The sequence below is a fragment of the Bacillus sp. JNUCC-22 genome (genome assembly GCF_018861275.1).
GTDB lineage: Bacteria > Bacillota > Bacilli > Bacillales > Bacillaceae > Bacillus > Bacillus velezensis.
Genome location: NZ_CP076408.1, coordinates 923,931 through 940,809, shown reverse-complemented (window position 1 = coordinate 940,809; position 16,879 = coordinate 923,931). Strand labels below are relative to the sequence as shown.

Annotated in this window: 14 protein-coding genes and 1 pseudogene; 4 read left to right on the top strand and 11 right to left on the bottom strand. The window is 47.7% G+C overall.

The features are described from left to right. Positions 1–8 precede the first annotated feature (8 nt). Positions 9–1,415, bottom strand: a complete 1,407-nt coding sequence (locus JNUCC22_RS04820) for a SpoVR family protein (RefSeq protein WP_007409274.1) — start codon at positions 1,413–1,415, stop codon at positions 9–11. 104 nt (positions 1,416–1,519) lie between these two features. Here JNUCC22_RS04820 and JNUCC22_RS04815 point away from each other — a divergent pair. From JNUCC22_RS04815 to JNUCC22_RS04805, 3 genes and pseudogenes are all read left to right on the top strand, one after another. Continuing rightward, positions 1,520–3,099: pseudogene (locus tag JNUCC22_RS04815) on the top strand (mechanosensitive ion channel); the annotation flags it as partial. A gap of 133 nt (positions 3,100–3,232) precedes the next feature. Continuing rightward, on the top strand, positions 3,233–3,667 hold the full coding sequence (gene nsrR, locus JNUCC22_RS04810; protein WP_007409277.1) for a nitric oxide-sensing transcriptional repressor NsrR: 435 nt from the start codon (positions 3,233–3,235) through the stop codon (positions 3,665–3,667). Positions 3,668–3,845: 178 nt separating this feature from the next. Continuing rightward, positions 3,846–5,300 carry a peptidoglycan endopeptidase LytF gene (locus JNUCC22_RS04805; protein ID WP_216062176.1) on the top strand — a complete coding sequence of 485 codons (1,455 nt, stop codon included), beginning with the start codon at positions 3,846–3,848 and terminating at the stop codon, positions 5,298–5,300. 44 nt (positions 5,301–5,344) lie between these two features. On the opposite strand, the gene JNUCC22_RS04800 is transcribed toward JNUCC22_RS04805, so the two are convergent. Further along, complete coding sequence (locus JNUCC22_RS04800) at positions 5,345–5,668, bottom strand: DUF3889 domain-containing protein (RefSeq protein ID WP_003155332.1); 324 nt, start codon at positions 5,666–5,668, stop codon at positions 5,345–5,347. Between the two features lie 191 nt (positions 5,669–5,859). Here JNUCC22_RS04800 and JNUCC22_RS04795 point away from each other — a divergent pair, with 191 nt between their 5' ends. Next, positions 5,860–6,102, top strand: coding sequence for a YhdB family protein (locus JNUCC22_RS04795; RefSeq protein WP_003155335.1), 243 nt, complete (start codon positions 5,860–5,862; stop codon positions 6,100–6,102). A 14-nt stretch (positions 6,103–6,116) separates the two neighbouring features. Here the strand turns inward: JNUCC22_RS04795 and JNUCC22_RS04790 are convergent, their stop codons facing one another. The 9 genes from JNUCC22_RS04790 to JNUCC22_RS04750 all read right to left on the bottom strand — a co-directional run bounded on the left by JNUCC22_RS04790 (position 6,117) and on the right by JNUCC22_RS04750 (position 16,706). Further along, complete coding sequence (locus JNUCC22_RS04790; protein ID WP_216062175.1) at positions 6,117–6,641, bottom strand: NADPH-dependent FMN reductase; 525 nt, start codon at positions 6,639–6,641, stop codon at positions 6,117–6,119. Further along, the gene (locus tag JNUCC22_RS04785) at positions 6,638–7,285 is read right to left on the bottom strand and encodes a response regulator (RefSeq protein ID WP_216062174.1); all 648 of its coding nucleotides are present in this window, start codon (positions 7,283–7,285) and stop codon (positions 6,638–6,640) included. The genes JNUCC22_RS04790 and JNUCC22_RS04785 overlap by 4 nt, the downstream gene beginning before the upstream one ends. After that, positions 7,285–8,421 (bottom strand): GAF domain-containing sensor histidine kinase, encoded by a 1,137-nt coding sequence (locus tag JNUCC22_RS04780; protein WP_216062173.1) that lies wholly within the window; start codon positions 8,419–8,421, stop codon positions 7,285–7,287. Before JNUCC22_RS04780 ends, JNUCC22_RS04785 begins: the two co-directional genes overlap by 1 nt. Positions 8,422–8,566: 145 nt before the next feature. Further along, a complete protein-coding gene (locus JNUCC22_RS04775; protein ID WP_130571226.1) occupies positions 8,567–10,309 on the bottom strand; it encodes a phospho-sugar mutase in 1,743 nt (580 codons plus the stop codon). A 139-nt stretch (positions 10,310–10,448) separates the two neighbouring features. Beyond that, a complete protein-coding gene (gene glpD / locus JNUCC22_RS04770) occupies positions 10,449–12,116 on the bottom strand; it encodes a glycerol-3-phosphate dehydrogenase (RefSeq protein ID WP_003155341.1) in 1,668 nt (555 codons plus the stop codon). A gap of 138 nt (positions 12,117–12,254) precedes the next feature. Next, complete coding sequence (glpK, locus tag JNUCC22_RS04765) at positions 12,255–13,745, bottom strand: glycerol kinase GlpK (protein ID WP_216062172.1); 1,491 nt, start codon at positions 13,743–13,745, stop codon at positions 12,255–12,257. A gap of 16 nt (positions 13,746–13,761) precedes the next feature. Then, on the bottom strand, positions 13,762–14,589 hold the full coding sequence (locus JNUCC22_RS04760) for an MIP/aquaporin family protein (protein WP_216062171.1): 828 nt from the start codon (positions 14,587–14,589) through the stop codon (positions 13,762–13,764). A 172-nt stretch (positions 14,590–14,761) separates the two neighbouring features. Beyond that, the gene (locus tag JNUCC22_RS04755) at positions 14,762–15,337 is read right to left on the bottom strand and encodes a glycerol-3-phosphate responsive antiterminator (protein WP_007610287.1); all 576 of its coding nucleotides are present in this window, start codon (positions 15,335–15,337) and stop codon (positions 14,762–14,764) included. A gap of 16 nt (positions 15,338–15,353) precedes the next feature. Next, on the bottom strand, positions 15,354–16,706 hold the full coding sequence (locus tag JNUCC22_RS04750; RefSeq protein WP_216062170.1) for an aspartate aminotransferase family protein: 1,353 nt from the start codon (positions 16,704–16,706) through the stop codon (positions 15,354–15,356). Between the last annotated feature and the right edge of the window lie 173 nt (positions 16,707–16,879).

The following is a 16,879-nucleotide window of genomic DNA, read 5'->3' as shown; positions in this document are numbered from 1 at the left end:
TTCTTCTTTTACAGATATCTCCGGTGCACTCCTTTGCCGTCATACGAAAACATCACTTCTCTGTCTTCAAGAACAGATTCGATGTGCACGCTCCTGCCCCACAGCTGGTACAGATACGGCAGCACTTTCTCCAAATATTTCAGATCAAGCTCAATTCCCTCATACCAATGTTTAATATAAAGCTCATTATTCTTCAGGTAATCCCCGTCATTGACGGTCAGATAAGGAAATCCCCCGTTGACCCGCATGTTCACGAGCTGGTCGCGCACGGCCTTCCATTCTTTGTCGATCACTTTATAGTCCCTGCCCTGCTTTTGGAATAAATACAAATCCTCACGCATCACGAGATCTTTCGTCAAATAATTGCGGATAAATGATATATCCGATTCAATTTCCCTGACCTCAAACATTTTCTCGCGTCCGGAACCGGGCTTTACTCCTGTTTTTTTCATTTCATCTGTCGGGTTGTCATAACGCTCTTCGATGTCTTCAAAAATTTTCAGCCCTAAATAATACGGGTTGATTCCCGTTTTTGACGGCTGGACAACGCCTGCGTTCAGTTTCGCAAATTCGATGGCTTCATCTGAAGTCAGGTCAAGCTCGCGGATAATCCGCTGATGCCAATAGGATGCCCAGCCTTCGTTCATGATTTTCGTTTCCAGCTGCGGCCAGAAATACAGCATTTCTTCTCTCATCATGGTTAAAATGTCACGCTGCCACGGTTCAAGCTCCCGCGAATGTTCTTCGATAAACAGCAGAATATCTTTTTCCGGCCGGGGCGGAAACGGTTTTTTCCCTTTTTTCTTTTTCACCTGCTTCGGCTTATCCATTCCCCATAAATCATCGTAAGGCGATGGCGCGGTTTCTTCTTCGTCCTCCTCTTCGTCATCGACGCTCCACAGCAGCTTCGGCCTGACGAGCGACGGATCGATATGCTCCTGAACCGCCAGAATGGCATCTAAAAAGGACTCCACCTCTTTGATCCCGTGAATTCTTTCATAATGCTTAATCCGCTCCGCCGCAGCCGCCATACTCTCAACCATGTCCCGGTTCGTATTTTGAAAGCGGCAGTTATGTTTGAAAAAATCACAATGGGCAAGAACATGGGCTACAATTAATTTATTTTGGATCAGCGAATTGCTGTCCAGCAAAAAAGCGTAGCAAGGGTTGGAATTAATGACAAGTTCATAAATTTTGCTCAAACCGAGATCATAATGGAGTTTCATCTTGTGAAATTGTTTGCCGAAACTCCAATGGCTGAATCTCGTCGGCATGCCGTACGCGCCGAATGTATAAATAATCTCAGCCGGGCAAATTTCATATCTCATCGGGTAGAAATCAAGGCCGAAACCCTTCGCAATGTCGGTTATTTCCTCAATTGCCCGCTGTAAACCTTTTGTCTCCTCCGCGTTCAACCGAATCCCCCCTACTTGGACTTATTTATAATGTATGACCCCTCCTCTCAAAAGATGAAATAACAGACCGGTTTCCGGCTGAAAACTTTCGGCACATCCGCCCCGTTTGCTTTATATGTAAGTGGGTAAAACACACACCATACCCCAAAAAGAAAAGGAGCGATTCTACTTGAATACAGCAGACATGCTTACGACGTATCTCAGCAAACTCCCGAATCTGATCATCGCACTGATCGTCCTGCTTATCGGCTGGGGCATTGCCAAAATCATTGAAAAAGCCGTATACAAAGGCCTGCAAAAAACAAAAATCGACGACAGGCTGTTCGCCGAAAAAAAGCCGGCGCGCTATTCCTCAGAAAAAGTCATCAGTAAAGTCATTTATTTTATCGCATTAATCATCGTTTTTATTCTATTCTTTAACATTCTGCATCTGACAACCGTGGCTTCGCCTTTTGTCAGCATGCTGTCGGCGATAACGGCGGCTGTGCCGAGCATTTTAAAAGCCGGCCTGATTCTGCTCGTGGGCTGGGCGGCCGCTTCGCTTTTCAGCTATCTCGTCAAAAAAGCGGGCATGAAACTCGCTGAAAACGGCCGGCTCAGAAAATGGACAATGGTGTCTGAAGAAGCGGAGATGAGCAGATCCGTTACGGCCGCTTCACGAATCGTTTTTTACTTCGTCTTGCTCTTGTTCCTGCCCGGCGTCTTGGCCGCTCTCCAAATCAGCGGAGTATCAGGGCCGTTTACAAATATGATCCAAAGCGTTTTGTCCTTTATACCGAAATTATTCGCCGCGGCGCTGATTGTTTTAATCGGCTGGCTTGTTGCCCGTCTCGTCCGTGATATCGTCACAAACTTTCTGGCGAGTATCGGCACGGAAAGGCTCGCCGCACGTATGGGGCTTTCTATATACCTGAAGGATACAAGCCTGTCGGCAATCATCGGAACGATTGTCTACGTGCTGATTTTCATTCCGGTGATCATTTCTGCGCTTGACCGGCTTGATGTGGCGGGTATTTCTGAACCGGCGTCAGCCATGCTGCACACGGTCTTCACAATGCTCCCTAATATCATCATCGGTATCGTGCTGATCATCGCCGGCATCTGGATCGGAAAATGGGTCAACAGCATTGTATCCGGGCTCTTGCACCGGGCCGGTTTCGACTCTCTTCTCGGTAAAATGGGTTTTGAACAGACGGGTACCCCGAAGCTGACGCTTTCTCAGACGGTCGGCATGATTGTTCAGATCATCATCGTCCTGCTGTTTACGGCAGAGGCGCTGCAGCTTGTTCATCTCGAATTTCTCGTCGTTATCGCAACAGGTATTATCGCTTACCTGCCTAATGTTCTGGCCGCTGTATTTATTCTCGGAATCGGACTTTTGGCCGGACAGCTCGTCAGCAGACTGCTTGCCGGCATGCTGAGCGGAAAGGAATTCAGATTCCTGGCGCCGCTTGCGAAATATACCATTATCACTCTTTCAATCTTTATGGCGCTGGATCAGCTCGGTGTCGCCGACACGATCGTAAATGCCGCGTTTATTCTGATTCTGGGCGGTTTCGCGCTTGCCTTCGGACTTTCATTCGGTCTTGGCGGAAAAGATTTCGCCTCCCGTTATCTCGCAAAATTGGATCACAAAATTGAAAAACATCAATCGGCTGACGATCGTAAGCCGCCGATGTCTTAACGAAAAAAACGTGCGCTCAGAAGGAGCGCACGTTTTTTTTTTGAGTTAAGGGGGCAAATTCCTTTTTTTTCATTTTAGATTCATATATGATAGACTGTAACAGAAGCAAAATCTCTTTTTTCGAGGTCATTCTATGAAATTAACGAACTATACCGATTATTCTTTACGCGTTTTGATTTTTTTGGCTTCCAGACATTCCGACGAACTTTCCAACATAAAAGAAATCGCAGATACTTATTCCATCTCTAAAAACCACCTCATGAAAGTCATTTACCGCCTCGGCCAGCTCGGGTATGTCGAAACGATCCGGGGCCGGGGAGGCGGAATCCGATTAGGAATGACACCGGAAGACATAAACATTGGAGAAGTCGTTCGAAATACAGAAGACGACTTTAACATCGTAGAATGCTTTGACTCCCAAAAAAATCTCTGTATCATATCTCCCGCCTGCAACTTAAAGAACCTTCTGAATGAAGCCCTGCAAGCTTACCTGGCCGTTTTAGACAAATATACGTTAAGGGATCTGGTCAAAAACAAAGAGGAGATTATGAGACTGCTCAGAAGCTGAAGGAATGCCCGCATTCCTTCTTTTTTTATGCCGGCATAAGAAAAAAGGACTATTTCTATTAATATGATAAACGATTGCAGACAAGTGCCGATATAAAGATTATCATTACTGATATCCTCACCTTGCGGCTGCAACGAATGGGGATAGTAAAATCATCGCAGGAAAAGGGAGATTCATTATGAAAAAAAAGGTAGCGGTCGGTTTGACTGCATCTGCGATCGTCGGGTCTGCGTTAGCTGTAACACCGGCAGAAGCACAAACGATTAAGGTTAAAAGCGGAGATTCATTATGGAAGCTTGCCCAAAACTACAATACAAGCGTGGATGCCATTACATCAGCGAATCATCTAAAATCCACCGTTATTTCTATCGGGCAGACACTCAACATTCCTAACGGCAAATCAGATTCCGGCAGCAAAAAGCCATCTTCAAAGAACAGCGGCACGACTAAAAGTGTCTATACAGTGAAAAGCGGCGACTCGCTGTGGCTGATCGCATCTGATTTTAAAATGTCCGTACAGGAACTGAAAAAATTGAACGGTCTGACAAGCGACTTAATCCGCGCCGGACAGAAGCTGCAAGTGACGGGGAAAGTTTCCTCAAGCACCGATCAGAAAAAAACCGCGCCTGGCAGCAGCTCAAACAGCAGCAAAAAGCAGTCATCATCTTCCGGGACGTATAAAGTCAAACTCGGCGATTCACTATGGAAGATCGCAAACAGCGTCAATATGACCATTGCGGAACTCAAAGTATTAAACAACTTAAAAACGGATACGATCTACGTAAACCAAGTCCTGAAAACAAAAGGAACGTCTTCTTCGGGAAACACGCCGTCAAAGGACAATTCAAACCAAAATAAAAACCAGACGCAAACGTCCTCCTATACAGTAAAAAGCGGAGACTCACTCTGGAAAATCGCAAACGCATACAATATGACGGTTCAGCAAATCAGAAGCATCAACAAACTGACGTCAGACATGCTGCGGGTCGGACAAGTGCTTAAGCTGACCAAAACGTCATCTTCCGGCTCTTCGACTTCACCGTCAACTCCGAACCAGTCCGGAAATACAGGGAAAACCACTACATATACCGTGAAAAGCGGGGATTCTTTATGGGTGATTGCCCAAAAGTTCAATGTGACCGCCCAGCAGATCCGCGAGAAAAACAATCTGAAAACAGATGTTCTTCAAATCGGACAAAAGCTGACGATTACCGGGCAGCAGACAAACACAACACCGAATCAGTCCGGCAACACAGGCGGCACAGGTTCAACAAGCGCGAAGATTAATGTAATGATCGATGCCGCAAAAGCTCAGCTGGGCGTACCGTATGTATGGGGCGGGACGACGCCGAGAGGCTTTGACTGCAGCGGTTTCATTTATTACGTTCTCAATAAGGTCACTTCTGTATCCAGACTTTCAGCCGCAGGCTACTGGAATACGATGACATCAGTCAGCCAGCCGGCGGTCGGTGACTTTGTCTTTTTCTCAACTTATAAAGCCGGACCTTCCCACGTCGGTATTTATCTCGGGAACGGCCAGTTTATTAATGCCAACGATTCGGGTGTCGTTATTTCCAGCATGAACAATTCCTATTGGAAACAGCGTTACCTCGGCGCAAAACGTTTCTTCTGATATCTGACAAGCTGTACGGCCTCAATTAGGCTGTGCAGCTTTTTTTACAGTCTGAAAATATTAATGCTGATCACATGTTTTGTCACCGGATGGAAATACACTTCAGCACGGGATGAAAACGTTTCTTTTGCTGTTTGCACCGTTACGCGAAACACATCTTTCGTCTGCTCCCGGTTCACTTTTGTACGGCCCATGTACGAATAATCGGTAAGCTCGGCCCCCTTGTATTCACGTTCAAGCTGGTTCCATGCGAGCTGCTCCCATTTTTCAACTGATGGATCAAGGTGTTCTGTATGCCCTTTTTCAGCGATAGAGGCAATGAGAATGCCGCAAAACAAGAGGGCAAGCGCAAATGGAAGGGATTTCATCTTTATGTTCTCCTGAGTCGTTTTTTGTCAATCTTAGCGTGTCCAAAGAAGAGACGGATATGCGGTTTTATTTTATGTCTCCCTCATATTGCTATGCCGTAGTGATAAGGACACCAACTTTTCCCCCGTTGCATCCGGGCTTCAGCGGCATAAACTAACGGAGAACTTCTCATTGAAAGGAGAAGCGTTAGATGGATCATGCCGATTATGACAAAGCCTTGTATTACACACACCGATCTCAATGGGACAATTTGTTAATATTGATGGTTCGTACAAAAGATGATTTATTATCAAAGCGTATTGAGCACTTTCTGCACGCGTATCATTTCGAATATGATCATGCGGTGCTTGAAAAAGAGCTGTATTCTCTTCTCGGGTATATTGATCATGCGACAGAGCTCGCTTATGAAGATCAATTAGCCATGCTGACATAAAAACAATCCCGGCGTCAGACGCCGGGATTTCTTGTGTTTGTGAACATATTCAGCTCTTCAATCGTCTCTTTCAGGCTGATCGCCATATCCTCAGATACGGTCCGGCGCTCCATGTCAATGTGAATCGGGTCTAAGACCAGCTGTTTCGGGATGACATTTGCATAAACGCCCCGCATGACCGTCCGCATATTCGCCAGCGCGTTCATGCCTCCTTTTCCTCCGCCCGCCGCGGCAATGATTGCCACCGGTTTGTATGCCCAGTGATCGCTGCTTAAAAAATCGATGGCGTTTTTTAAAGCGCCGCTCATGCCGCTGTGATACTCGGGAGATAATAAGACGACGGCCGCCGACTTTTTCACCTGCCGCCTTAACTCTTGCACTGAAGGCAGCTCGTTCTGTTCTTCTTCACCGTTATAAAGCGGCAGATCACTTTCGCTCAAATCAATATAATCGGTATGAAACCGATCTCTGATATAAGAAGCGGCAATTCTAGTCCGCCCGTTTTTTCTCGGTGTTCCGCTGATCACTAATATGCTCATGATTTTACCGCCTTTCCAAAAACATTATATTTTACCGCATACAATGCCGCCTGCGTCCGATCGGAAAGATTCAGCTTTGACAGCAGGTTGGACACGTGGGTCTTCACTGTTTTTTCTGAAATAAACAGTGCCGCCGCAATTTCCTTATTACTTTTTCCTTTGGCTATTTCTTGAAGAACATCTTTTTCACGAGGGGTCAGGTGATAATATTTTTCCTTATCCTGATCATCCTGAACCATATGGGTCAGCACATGAGGCACAATATCCGCCGACAGCCGGTAACGTCCGGAATATACTTCCCGGAGCGTTTTTACTAAATCATCGGGCTGGGCGTCTTTCAGCTGATACGCTTTTGCGCCGGCTTTAAGGGCGGGAATGACATGCTCCTGATCAGAATAGCTCGTCAAAACGACGATACCGATGTCCGGAAATCGTTCAGCCGCAATTTTTGCCGCTTCTATGCCGTCCATATCAGGCATTGATAAATCCATCAGAATGATGTCCGGCTCCGTCTTTTCAGCTTGCTGAAGCGCTTCAGCACCGGTGGACGCCTCACCGACAACTTCAATGTCTTCCTGAGTGGCGAAGAAATAGCGCAGTCCTTTGCGGACAACGTGATGATCATCAGCAATCACAATTTTCATCAATCAGACCTCCTGTCCCGAAACGGAAGCCGAACGGAGACAATCGTTCCGGCGCCAAGCTCGGATTGCAATGTAAAGCGGCCTCCGATCGCTTCGGCACGCGCTTTCATGCCGGCCACGCCGAGCGATGGGAGCACAGCATGCGCATCAGCGCTGAAGCCCGCTCCACGGTCGCTAATGTGAAGCTCAGCGCAATCCGGCTTTTTAACGGCGGAAATGATAACCCGGTCCGTTCCCGCATGCTTTTTACAGTTATTCAAGGCTTCCTGGGCGATCCGCCAAAGCGCGTGTTCCTGTTCATCCGTAAGCTCCAGCTCATCCTCCATTTCACAAACGGCTTCCAGGCCGATAAGAGTGGCATAGCTTTTGATCGACGCATACAGCCCTTTCGTCAAACTTTCCGGCTTCAGCTGCCAAATAAGCGCCCTCATTTCTGTTAGCGCATCCTGAGACAGCTCTTGAATAAACGTAATCATCTGCCGGAGCCGATCATCATCTGTAAAGCTCTTTGCGGCTTTTGCCGTTAAGCTGACAGAAAACAGCATCTGATTGACGGAATCATGCAGCTCTTGCGCAAGTCTGCTTCGTTCCACCAACAGGGCGTTCTGCTGCTCAAATTCGGCCAATTTCATCCGCTGGATCGCCGTTCCGATTTGAAATGCAACCGCTTCAAGCAGATGCAATTCTTCTTCGTTGAAAAATGTCTTTTCGCTTGCGGCGACGTTTAATAAACCGAACTTCCGGCCGCCGTCCTCAAGCGGTACGGTCGCATGATGGGTAATGCCCTCCGTATCGCGGCAGTTCGTCGTCTGTTCCGCAAATTCAATCCGTTTACAATTCATTATGTTTACGGCCTTTGTCAATCCGCCATTGCTGAATTTGGTCAGACAATAGCATTCCCCGCTGCACATGAGTGCATTTTCCCGCTGACCGAGAGCCGGCGGTAAATAAGCGGCTGCGGCGAGCGTATAAGACCCGTCCGGCTCAATCAGAAAAATCCACCCTGTCTGCAGCCCGGTCAGGCTGAGCAGTTCGCGGAGCACTTTATCAAGCGCTTCCTTTAAATCGTGGCTTTGGTTTAAGGTTTCCGCAATCGCTTTTAACGTTTTTAACGTTTCTACCGTCGTTTTCGTCAATTTCCCTCACTCCGGCCAATCAGAATTATCCATATTATATCAATTCTTTTCTGTATATTCCTTTGTTTTCAGCATGAATTTTCCTCATACTTTCGGATGAGGCGTATAAAAAAACCGCCGGATGTCGCTTCCGGCGGTTTGTTGTTTATTTCGTTTTTTCCACTATGCCATCCACTGTTTTCATGACGGCTTCAGATAATGCGGCAAGACGCTGTTCGCTGTCTTGTAAAGAAGTTCCCTTCACAGCGAAATAGAACTTCACTTTCGGCTCCGTTCCTGATGGACGAAGACAGAACCAAGAGCCGTCTTCAAGGAAATATTTCAGGACATTTGACTTCGGCAGATCAATATCCTCTTCATGATGATCGGCAAATACAGTCCGTTTTCCCGTTGAATAGTCTTCAGCCTGCGTGATTTGTTTTCCGGCCATCTGCTTCGGCGGATCGTTTCGGAAGGAAGTCAGGATAGCGGAAATCTGCTCGGCTCCCTGTTTTCCTTTTAACGTCAATGACTTCAAGCCTTCACGGTAATAACCGTATTCTTTAAAAATGGACAGCAGCGCGTCATAAAGCGACATGCCCTGCTTTTTATAAAAGGCGCATACCTCGACGGCTAACAGCGCAGCTTGTATCGCGTCTTTGTCACGCGCGAAATCGCCGATTAAGTAGCCGTAGCTTTCTTCATACCCGAACTGGAACGTGTATTGGCCTGATTTTTCATATTCTTTGATCTTTTCACCGATAAATTTGAAGCCTGTCAGCGTGTCAACCGTATCTAATCCGAACGATGAAGCGACGGCGCGGCCCAATTCGCTCGTGACAATCGTTTTCATGACGACACCGTTTTCAGGAAGAGTGCCCTGTTTTTTCTTCTCGGAAAGCAGGTAATGCAATAAAAGCGCGCCTGTCTGGTTTCCCGTCAGCACTGTGTACTTGCCTTCGCTGTTTTTTACAGCAATGCCGAGACGGTCGGCATCCGGGTCCGTAGCGACGAGAATATCAGCGTTTTGTTCTTCTCCGAGCTTAATGGCATATTCGAATGCCGCGTGCTCTTCCGGATTCGGCGATTTGACGGTTGAAAAATCCGGGTCCGGCAGCTCTTGCTCCTTTACGACGGTGACGTTTTTATAACCGAGTGCTTCAAGACCGCGGCGCACCGGTTTATTTGCCGTGCCGTGCAGCGGAGTGAACACGACGCTGACATCCACTTCATCCGAAAGCTCGGGATGTACGGAGATGGAAGTCAGTTCTTCAGTATACGGTTTATCAATTTCTTCACCGATTATTTTAATCAAACCTTTTTCTTTCAGTGACTGTTCATCTTCAACTTGAATCGTTAATTCATTTTCTATGGCATTCACTTCCGCAATGACGATGTCCGCTTCTTTCGGCGGCAGCTGTGCGCCGTCATCGCCATACACTTTATATCCGTTATATTCAGGCGGGTTATGGCTGGCCGTCACGACGATACCGGCATAAGCGTTCAGCTTTCTCACCGCAAAAGACAGCTCAGGCGTCGGGCGGAGCTCATCAAATACGTATGTTTGAATGCCTTGGGAAGCAAGAGTTTTTGCAGCTTCCATCGCAAACTCAGGAGATTTATGACGGGAGTCGTATGCGATCGCAACCCCTCTTTTTTTCGCGTCTTCCCCCTGTTTCGCGATATACGCCGCAAGTCCGGCGGATGCTTTGCGGACCGTGTAAATATTCATCCTGTTCGTACCCGGCCCGATTTCTCCTCTCATGCCTCCTGTTCCGAACTCAAGATTTTTGTAGAAAAAATCTTCCAGCAGCTGCTCGTTTCCTTCTGCGTCCGCCAATAATTTTTTCAATTCTGAATCTAATTGTTCGGCCTGATTCCAGCGTTCGTAACTCTTACTCCAACTCATGTTCGTCCTCCTATAATTTCAGCTTATGACCATATTTTAATATGAAGCGGCTGCCCGTGTCACTTGATAACTTAACCAAATGCTTTATGTAAACAGATAAAAGAAGGGCTCATGCCTTTTCGGCACAGCCCTCCGGTTATTATTGTTCGAGCGGAACAACCGCGTCGTGCAGCAGCGTATTTAACCACTCAGTGTGTTTTTCTTTCGTTTCGTCATTCCATTGGAATCGGTCGCTCATGTAATCAATCACGGCCGTTTTATACGTTTGCACCCATTTGATGTCGAAGAACAGTCTTCCCGTTCTGCGGACGAAGAAATCGGCAGGTGTCGCAGCCATTTCTTCTTCGATGCTGTAAGCTGCTTCAGCCAAAATGTGAACCGGAATCTGGCGTTTTTCCGCTTCGTCTTTCAGACCCTCAATCCGGCTGAATACATTTTCAACGTTAGAGCCGTATCTGATGGCTAACTGCTTAGCGGTTTCCTGTGATAAACCGATTTTCAAGCCATCTTTTGTCTTTGCTTCCACAAATGACTCGAAGTTTTTAGAGCCGCCGACATGTCCGCCGGAAATCGGCATCGTCTTCGTCTTGCATCCGCCGAAGTCCTGGCCGCCCTCTTCTTTCAAGCGGTCGCGGACAAGATCAACAATGTGCTCAGCCATTTTACGGTAGCCCGTCAGTTTTCCTCCGGCGATCGTAATCAGGCCTGATTGAGATGTCCAGATTTCATCTTTACGGGAGATCTCAGACGGGTCTTTCCCTTCTTCGTGAATAAGCGGCCTGAGGCCGGCCCAGCTTGATTCAATATCGTCCGCCGTAATGTTCAGTTCCGGGAACATATAATTGATGGAGCTGACGACATAATCGCGATCCTGCACCGTCATGCGCGGGTGCTCAAGTTTTTGTTTGTAAACCGTATCGGTCGTACCCACGTATGTTTTTCCTTCACGCGGAATGGCGAACACCATCCGACCGTCCGGCGTATCAAAGTACACCGCCTGTTTAAGCGGGAATACGGATTGGTCGAATACGAGATGGACCCCTTTTGTGTGCTGAAGATGTTTTCCGCTTTTGCTGTGGTCTTTTTCTCTCAGCTCGTCGACCCACGGACCTGTCGCATTGACGATTTTTTTGGCGTAAACTTTGTATTCCTTGCCTGACAGCAGATCTTCAATTAAAACGCCGACAACTTTTCCTTTTTCATAAAGCAGTTCTTTCACTTTAGAATAGTTGACAGGCTCCGCACCGAATTTAACGGCTTCTTTCATGACTTCAATCGTCAGTCTCGCATCGTCCGTCCGGTACTCTACATAATAGCCTCCGCCTTTTAAGCCGTCTTTTTTGACGAGCGGCTCTTTTTGCAGCGTTTCTTTAGCAGACAGCATGCTTCTGCGCTCTGATTTTTTCACCCCTGCTAAATAGTCGTACACACGCAGGCCGATGGAAGTAGAGAATGAACCGAACGTGCCGCCTTTATGAAACGGCAGCAGCATCCATTCCGGCGTCGTGACGTGCGGGCCGTTTTCGTACACGATGGCACGTTCTTTACCGACTTCTGCAACCATTTTGACTTCAAATTGCTTCAGATAACGCAAACCGCCGTGGACAAGCTTTGTGGATCGGCTTGATGTGCCGGCCGCGAAATCCTGCATTTCGCTCAAAGCGACTTTCATTCCCCTTGAAGCAGCGTCAAGCGCCGTACCGGCACCCGTAATACCTCCGCCTATAATAAACAGATCGTATGTTTTTTTAGTCATGTCTTCCAGCATATGATCCCGTTCCAAACTTGAAAATTGGTGATTCATCATTACGTTTCCTCCTTGTTGTCACGGTATAGAAAAAGAGACCACAACAGCCAAAGCGCATGTCATCACTTTGGTGCTGTGGTCTCTCCTCATCTCAGGACCGTTCCTATTAACTTGTTTTCAGTATACCACATTTTTATCTTATTTAAAAGCCATAGCTGCATTTACTGCTTTTTTCCATCCGCCGTACAATTCATCACGTTTTTCATCTTCCATTTCCGGTTTGAATTGCTTATCAAGGTTCCATTGATCAGCGATTTCAGTGCTGTCCTTCCAGTAGCCGACAGCGATTCCGGCCAAATACGCGGCACCGAGCGCCGTCGTTTCATTAATTTCCGGACGTTCGACCGGTACATCAAGCAAGTCGCTCTGGAACTGCATGAGGAAGTTATTTTTTACCGCTCCGCCGTCTACACGCAATGTTTTTAAAGAGATACCTGAATCAGCCTCCATGGCATCAAGCACATCTTTCGCCTGATAAGCGAGAGATTCAAGCGTAGCCCGGATAAAATGCTCCTTCGTCGTTCCGCGTGTCAGGCCGAAAACTGAGCCGCGCACGTCGCTGTCCCAGTACGGTGTGCCTAATCCGACGAAAGCGGGCACGACATAAACACCGTCAGCGGAATCCACACGCTCTGCGTATGTCTCGCTTTCTTTTGAATCCTGGAACATCCGCATGCCGTCTCTCAGCCATTGGATGGCAGAACCTGCGACAAAGATGCTTCCTTCCAGTGCATACTCGACTTTTCCGTCTAATCCCCAGGCGATTGTCGTCAGAAGGCCGTGATCAGAAGTGATGGCTTTTTCTCCGGTATTCATCAGCATAAAGCAGCCTGTGCCGTATGTGTTTTTCCCCATGCCTTCTTCAAAGCACGCCTGGCCGAACAGCGCAGACTGCTGGTCTCCGGCCGCTCCCGCAATCGGAATGTTTTTACCGAAGAAATGATAATCAACCGTTTTCGCATACACATGAGAAGACGGTTTCACTTCCGGCAGCATTGATTTCGGTACGCCTAAAATATCAAGCAGCTCGTCATCCCATTTTAATTCATGTATATTAAACATCAGGGTTCTTGAAGCGTTGGAATAATCCGTTACGTGCGCCGCCCCTCCGGACATTTTCCAGATGAGCCATGAATCAATCGTTCCGAACAGAAGATTTCCGTTTTCCGCTTTTTCCCGCGCGCCTTCTACATTGTCAAGAATCCATTTGACTTTCGTTCCTGAGAAATAAGGGTCGATCAAAAGTCCCGTTTTTTCTCTGAATGTATCATTATATCCTTTTTCACGAAGCTCTTCGCAAATGCCGGATGTTTGTCTCGATTGCCACACAATCGCATTGTATACCGGCTTTCCGGTATCTTTATCCCATACGACCGTCGTTTCCCTTTGGTTCGTGATGCCGATGCCGACAATTTGATCAGCGCTGATTCCGGACTCGGAGATCACAGTCGCGATAACGGCGAGCACCGATCCCCAGATTTCGTTCGCATTGTGCTCCACCCAGCCCGGCTGAGGGAAATGCTGTGTGAATTCCTTTTGAGCGGAATGCACGATTTTTCCTTCTTTATTAAAAAGAATCGCTCTTGAACTTGTTGTGCCTTGGTCAATTGATAAAATATAGGTCTCCATGATGCCGCTCTCCTTTTTAAATATATTCAGAATTTGATAATGTTTTCCGTGATTGAGATTTCTTGGTATAAATATAGAGTATGAAAAGCACTACAACCATTATAACGCTTACAAACCAAAAGCTAGGTGTCACATTTCCTTTAAACGCGGCATTGTAAAATACGCCGCCGAACGCACCGCCCATGATCGGACCGACTACGGGAATCCAGGCATATTTCCAATTTGACGGCCCTTTTTTCGGAATCGGCAGAAAGGCGTGAGCGATTCTCGGCCCCAAATCCCGCGCAGGGTTGATCGCATATCCGGTCGTCCCTCCAAGAGAAATCCCGATGGCAACGATGAGGAATCCGACAATCAGCGGGTTCAGCCCTTTTGTAAATTCATTCGCTCCGATTGCCAAAATGCCGAGCACAAGCACAAACGTACCAATGACTTCACTTATCATATTCCCAAATGTATGAGGAATACTCGGACCGGTCGAGAAAACGCCCAGTTTAGCGGCCGGATCATCCGTCGCCTTCCAATGCGGCAGATAATGAAGGAACACAACAACCGCACCGATCATTGCTCCGATCATCTGTCCCGCAATATAAACAGGGACCTCTTTCCAAGGAAAGCTTCCTTCAAGCGCAAGGCCTATCGTTAAAGCCGGATTCAAGTGGGCGCCGCTGATGCTGCCGACGGCATATGCCGCCATGGCTACTCCCAATCCCCAGCCGAATACAATAACAATCCATCCGGATTGGTATGAAAGCGATTTCTTTAAATTGACTCCCGCACAAACGCCGCCGCCGAAAATAACAAGCAGCATTGTACCGATTACTTCTCCCCAAAATGCTGTCATCATCATTCCTCCTAAATGACAAAATAGCAGGTTTGACAGAGTTATAGAGAATAAAAAACCCACAACAAACCGCTTTACGCTTTATTGCTTCCGTAAAGAGCTGTTGTGGGTCTCCGGGTCTCCATCACATAGTATTAACCTAGGTCTATTGTAACAATGGGTGTAAGCGGTGTCAATCTTTTTTTGTCATAGAATGTTCATATTTAGCCCATAGTTCGGTGTCTGAAGTCGTCACGGCCGTGGCTCCTGCCTGCAAGGCGTTTTCAACGTCCTGCTCCGTGCGGATGAAGCCGCCGGCAAAAATCGGAATCCCCGTCATTTCTTTAATTTCTCTGATTAAAGTCGGAACGATGCCCGGGAGAACCTCGATAAAGTCAGGCTTATGCTTCCCGACGAATTCCATGCTTTTCTCCATGGCGCTCGTATCCAAGAGAAACAGACGCTGGATCGCGTATATTTTCTTTTGTTTCGCTTTGACGATGACTGATGATCTCGTCGAAATGATGCCCGCGGGCCGGATATCCTGGCAAATGAACTCCGCACCGTATTCATCATGCTTAATGCCGTGGATTAAATCGACGTGAACCATCAGAAGTTTTCCGTGTTTTTTCGCTTCATTCACGACACCTTTTAATTGACCGAGGTGGATATCTAAAATGACGCCGTATAAGAACGGACTTTCTAAAAATGCATCGAATTGCTTCATGTTCCGGATTGCCGGTAGAATCTGCTGGTTGTGAAAACTCATGTTTTACTCCTTTACATTAAAAATCAATGCTCAGCACGCTTTCCTTGACGGTCGAAATGATGAAAGAGAGCTCCTCGTCCGACAGGCAAAAAGGCGGAGACAGCTGAATGACATTATTATATCCCGCTACAGTATCGCCATTTTTCCCGACAAGCAGGCCTTTTTCTCTGCACACGGTGATGACGTGCTGCACAAGGGCGGCATCAGCGGGTTCCTTCGTGACTTTGTCCTTGACGAGCTCAATGCCGGCAAGAAGGCCCTTGCCCCGTACATCTCCGACCGCCGGATGTTCTCTGAGCGGCTCAAGCTCACGGAGCAGCCTTTCTCCAAGCTCCCGGGAGCGGGCGATCAGATTTTCGTCCTCCATCAATTGCAGGTTTTTCAAGGCCAGGGCGCAGGCTGCCGGATTGCCTCCGAATGTATTCACGTGCCGGAAGCGGCCGTACGGCTCACCGCCCGAATATGCCTCAAAAATCTCCCGTTTTACTGCCGTTGCCGACAGCGGCAGATAAGCGCTCGTAATGCCTTTTGCCATTGTGACGATGTCCGGTGAAACGCCGTAATGCTGAAATCCGAACGGCTCTCCCGTGCGGCCGAAACCGCAAATAACTTCATCACTGATCAGAAGCGCGCCGTGGCGGCGGCAAATGTCCTCTACCTTTGCCATATACCCGTCCGGGGGCATCAGTATCCCTCCGCCTGTAATAATCGGTTCCATAATAACGCCGGCAATCGTTTCGCTTAACTCCCACGTCATGATCCGGTCGATTTCATGCGCGCTTTCCAATGTGACGGCATCGCCGGGATTCCGATAAAGATCAGGCGGCGCCGCGTGCAAAAAACCTTGTGAGAGCGGCTCATATTTATATTTTCTCTGCGCCTGGCCGGTAGCGGCGAGCGCCCCCATCGTATTGCCGTGATAGCCTCTGTACCGGGAGATGAATTTGAAGCGGCTGTGATCGCCGTTTTCAATGTGGTATTGGCGGGCAATTTTGAACGCGGTTTCATTTGCTTCCGATCCGCTGTTGGAAAAGAAGATTACATAATCGCCGCCTAGCCATTCATTCAGTTTTTCCGCAAGCTCAATCGCGGGTTGATGGCTTTGGGTCAGCGGATAATAAGGAAGCTCCTTCAATTGACTGTAAGCCGCATCGGCAAGTTCCTTTCTCCCATATCCGATATTGACGCACCACAGTCCTGACATGCCGTCCAAATACCGTCTGCCGTCAATGTCCGTAACCCAGGCGCCTTCCCCTTTTTGGACGATTATGCTGTCATCCGGCTCCGCCCCTTTCATCGCGTGCCAAATCAGCTCTTTATCCTTTTGTTTGAGTGACTGATTTTTTTGTACATGTTCCACACCGCTCATCTCCCTTTCAATATCATTGCACTGTATCGAAAGCTGCCCGGCTTCTGACGCCGATTCTCTTGGTGAAGTTTTCCTCTTAATAAGAATATAAAGGCGCGGCATGGGCGAGTCAATAAAGCGGCGGCAATTAAAAAAACGCTTTCTCCCAGAAAGCGAAAGGGCTACAAGAGCAT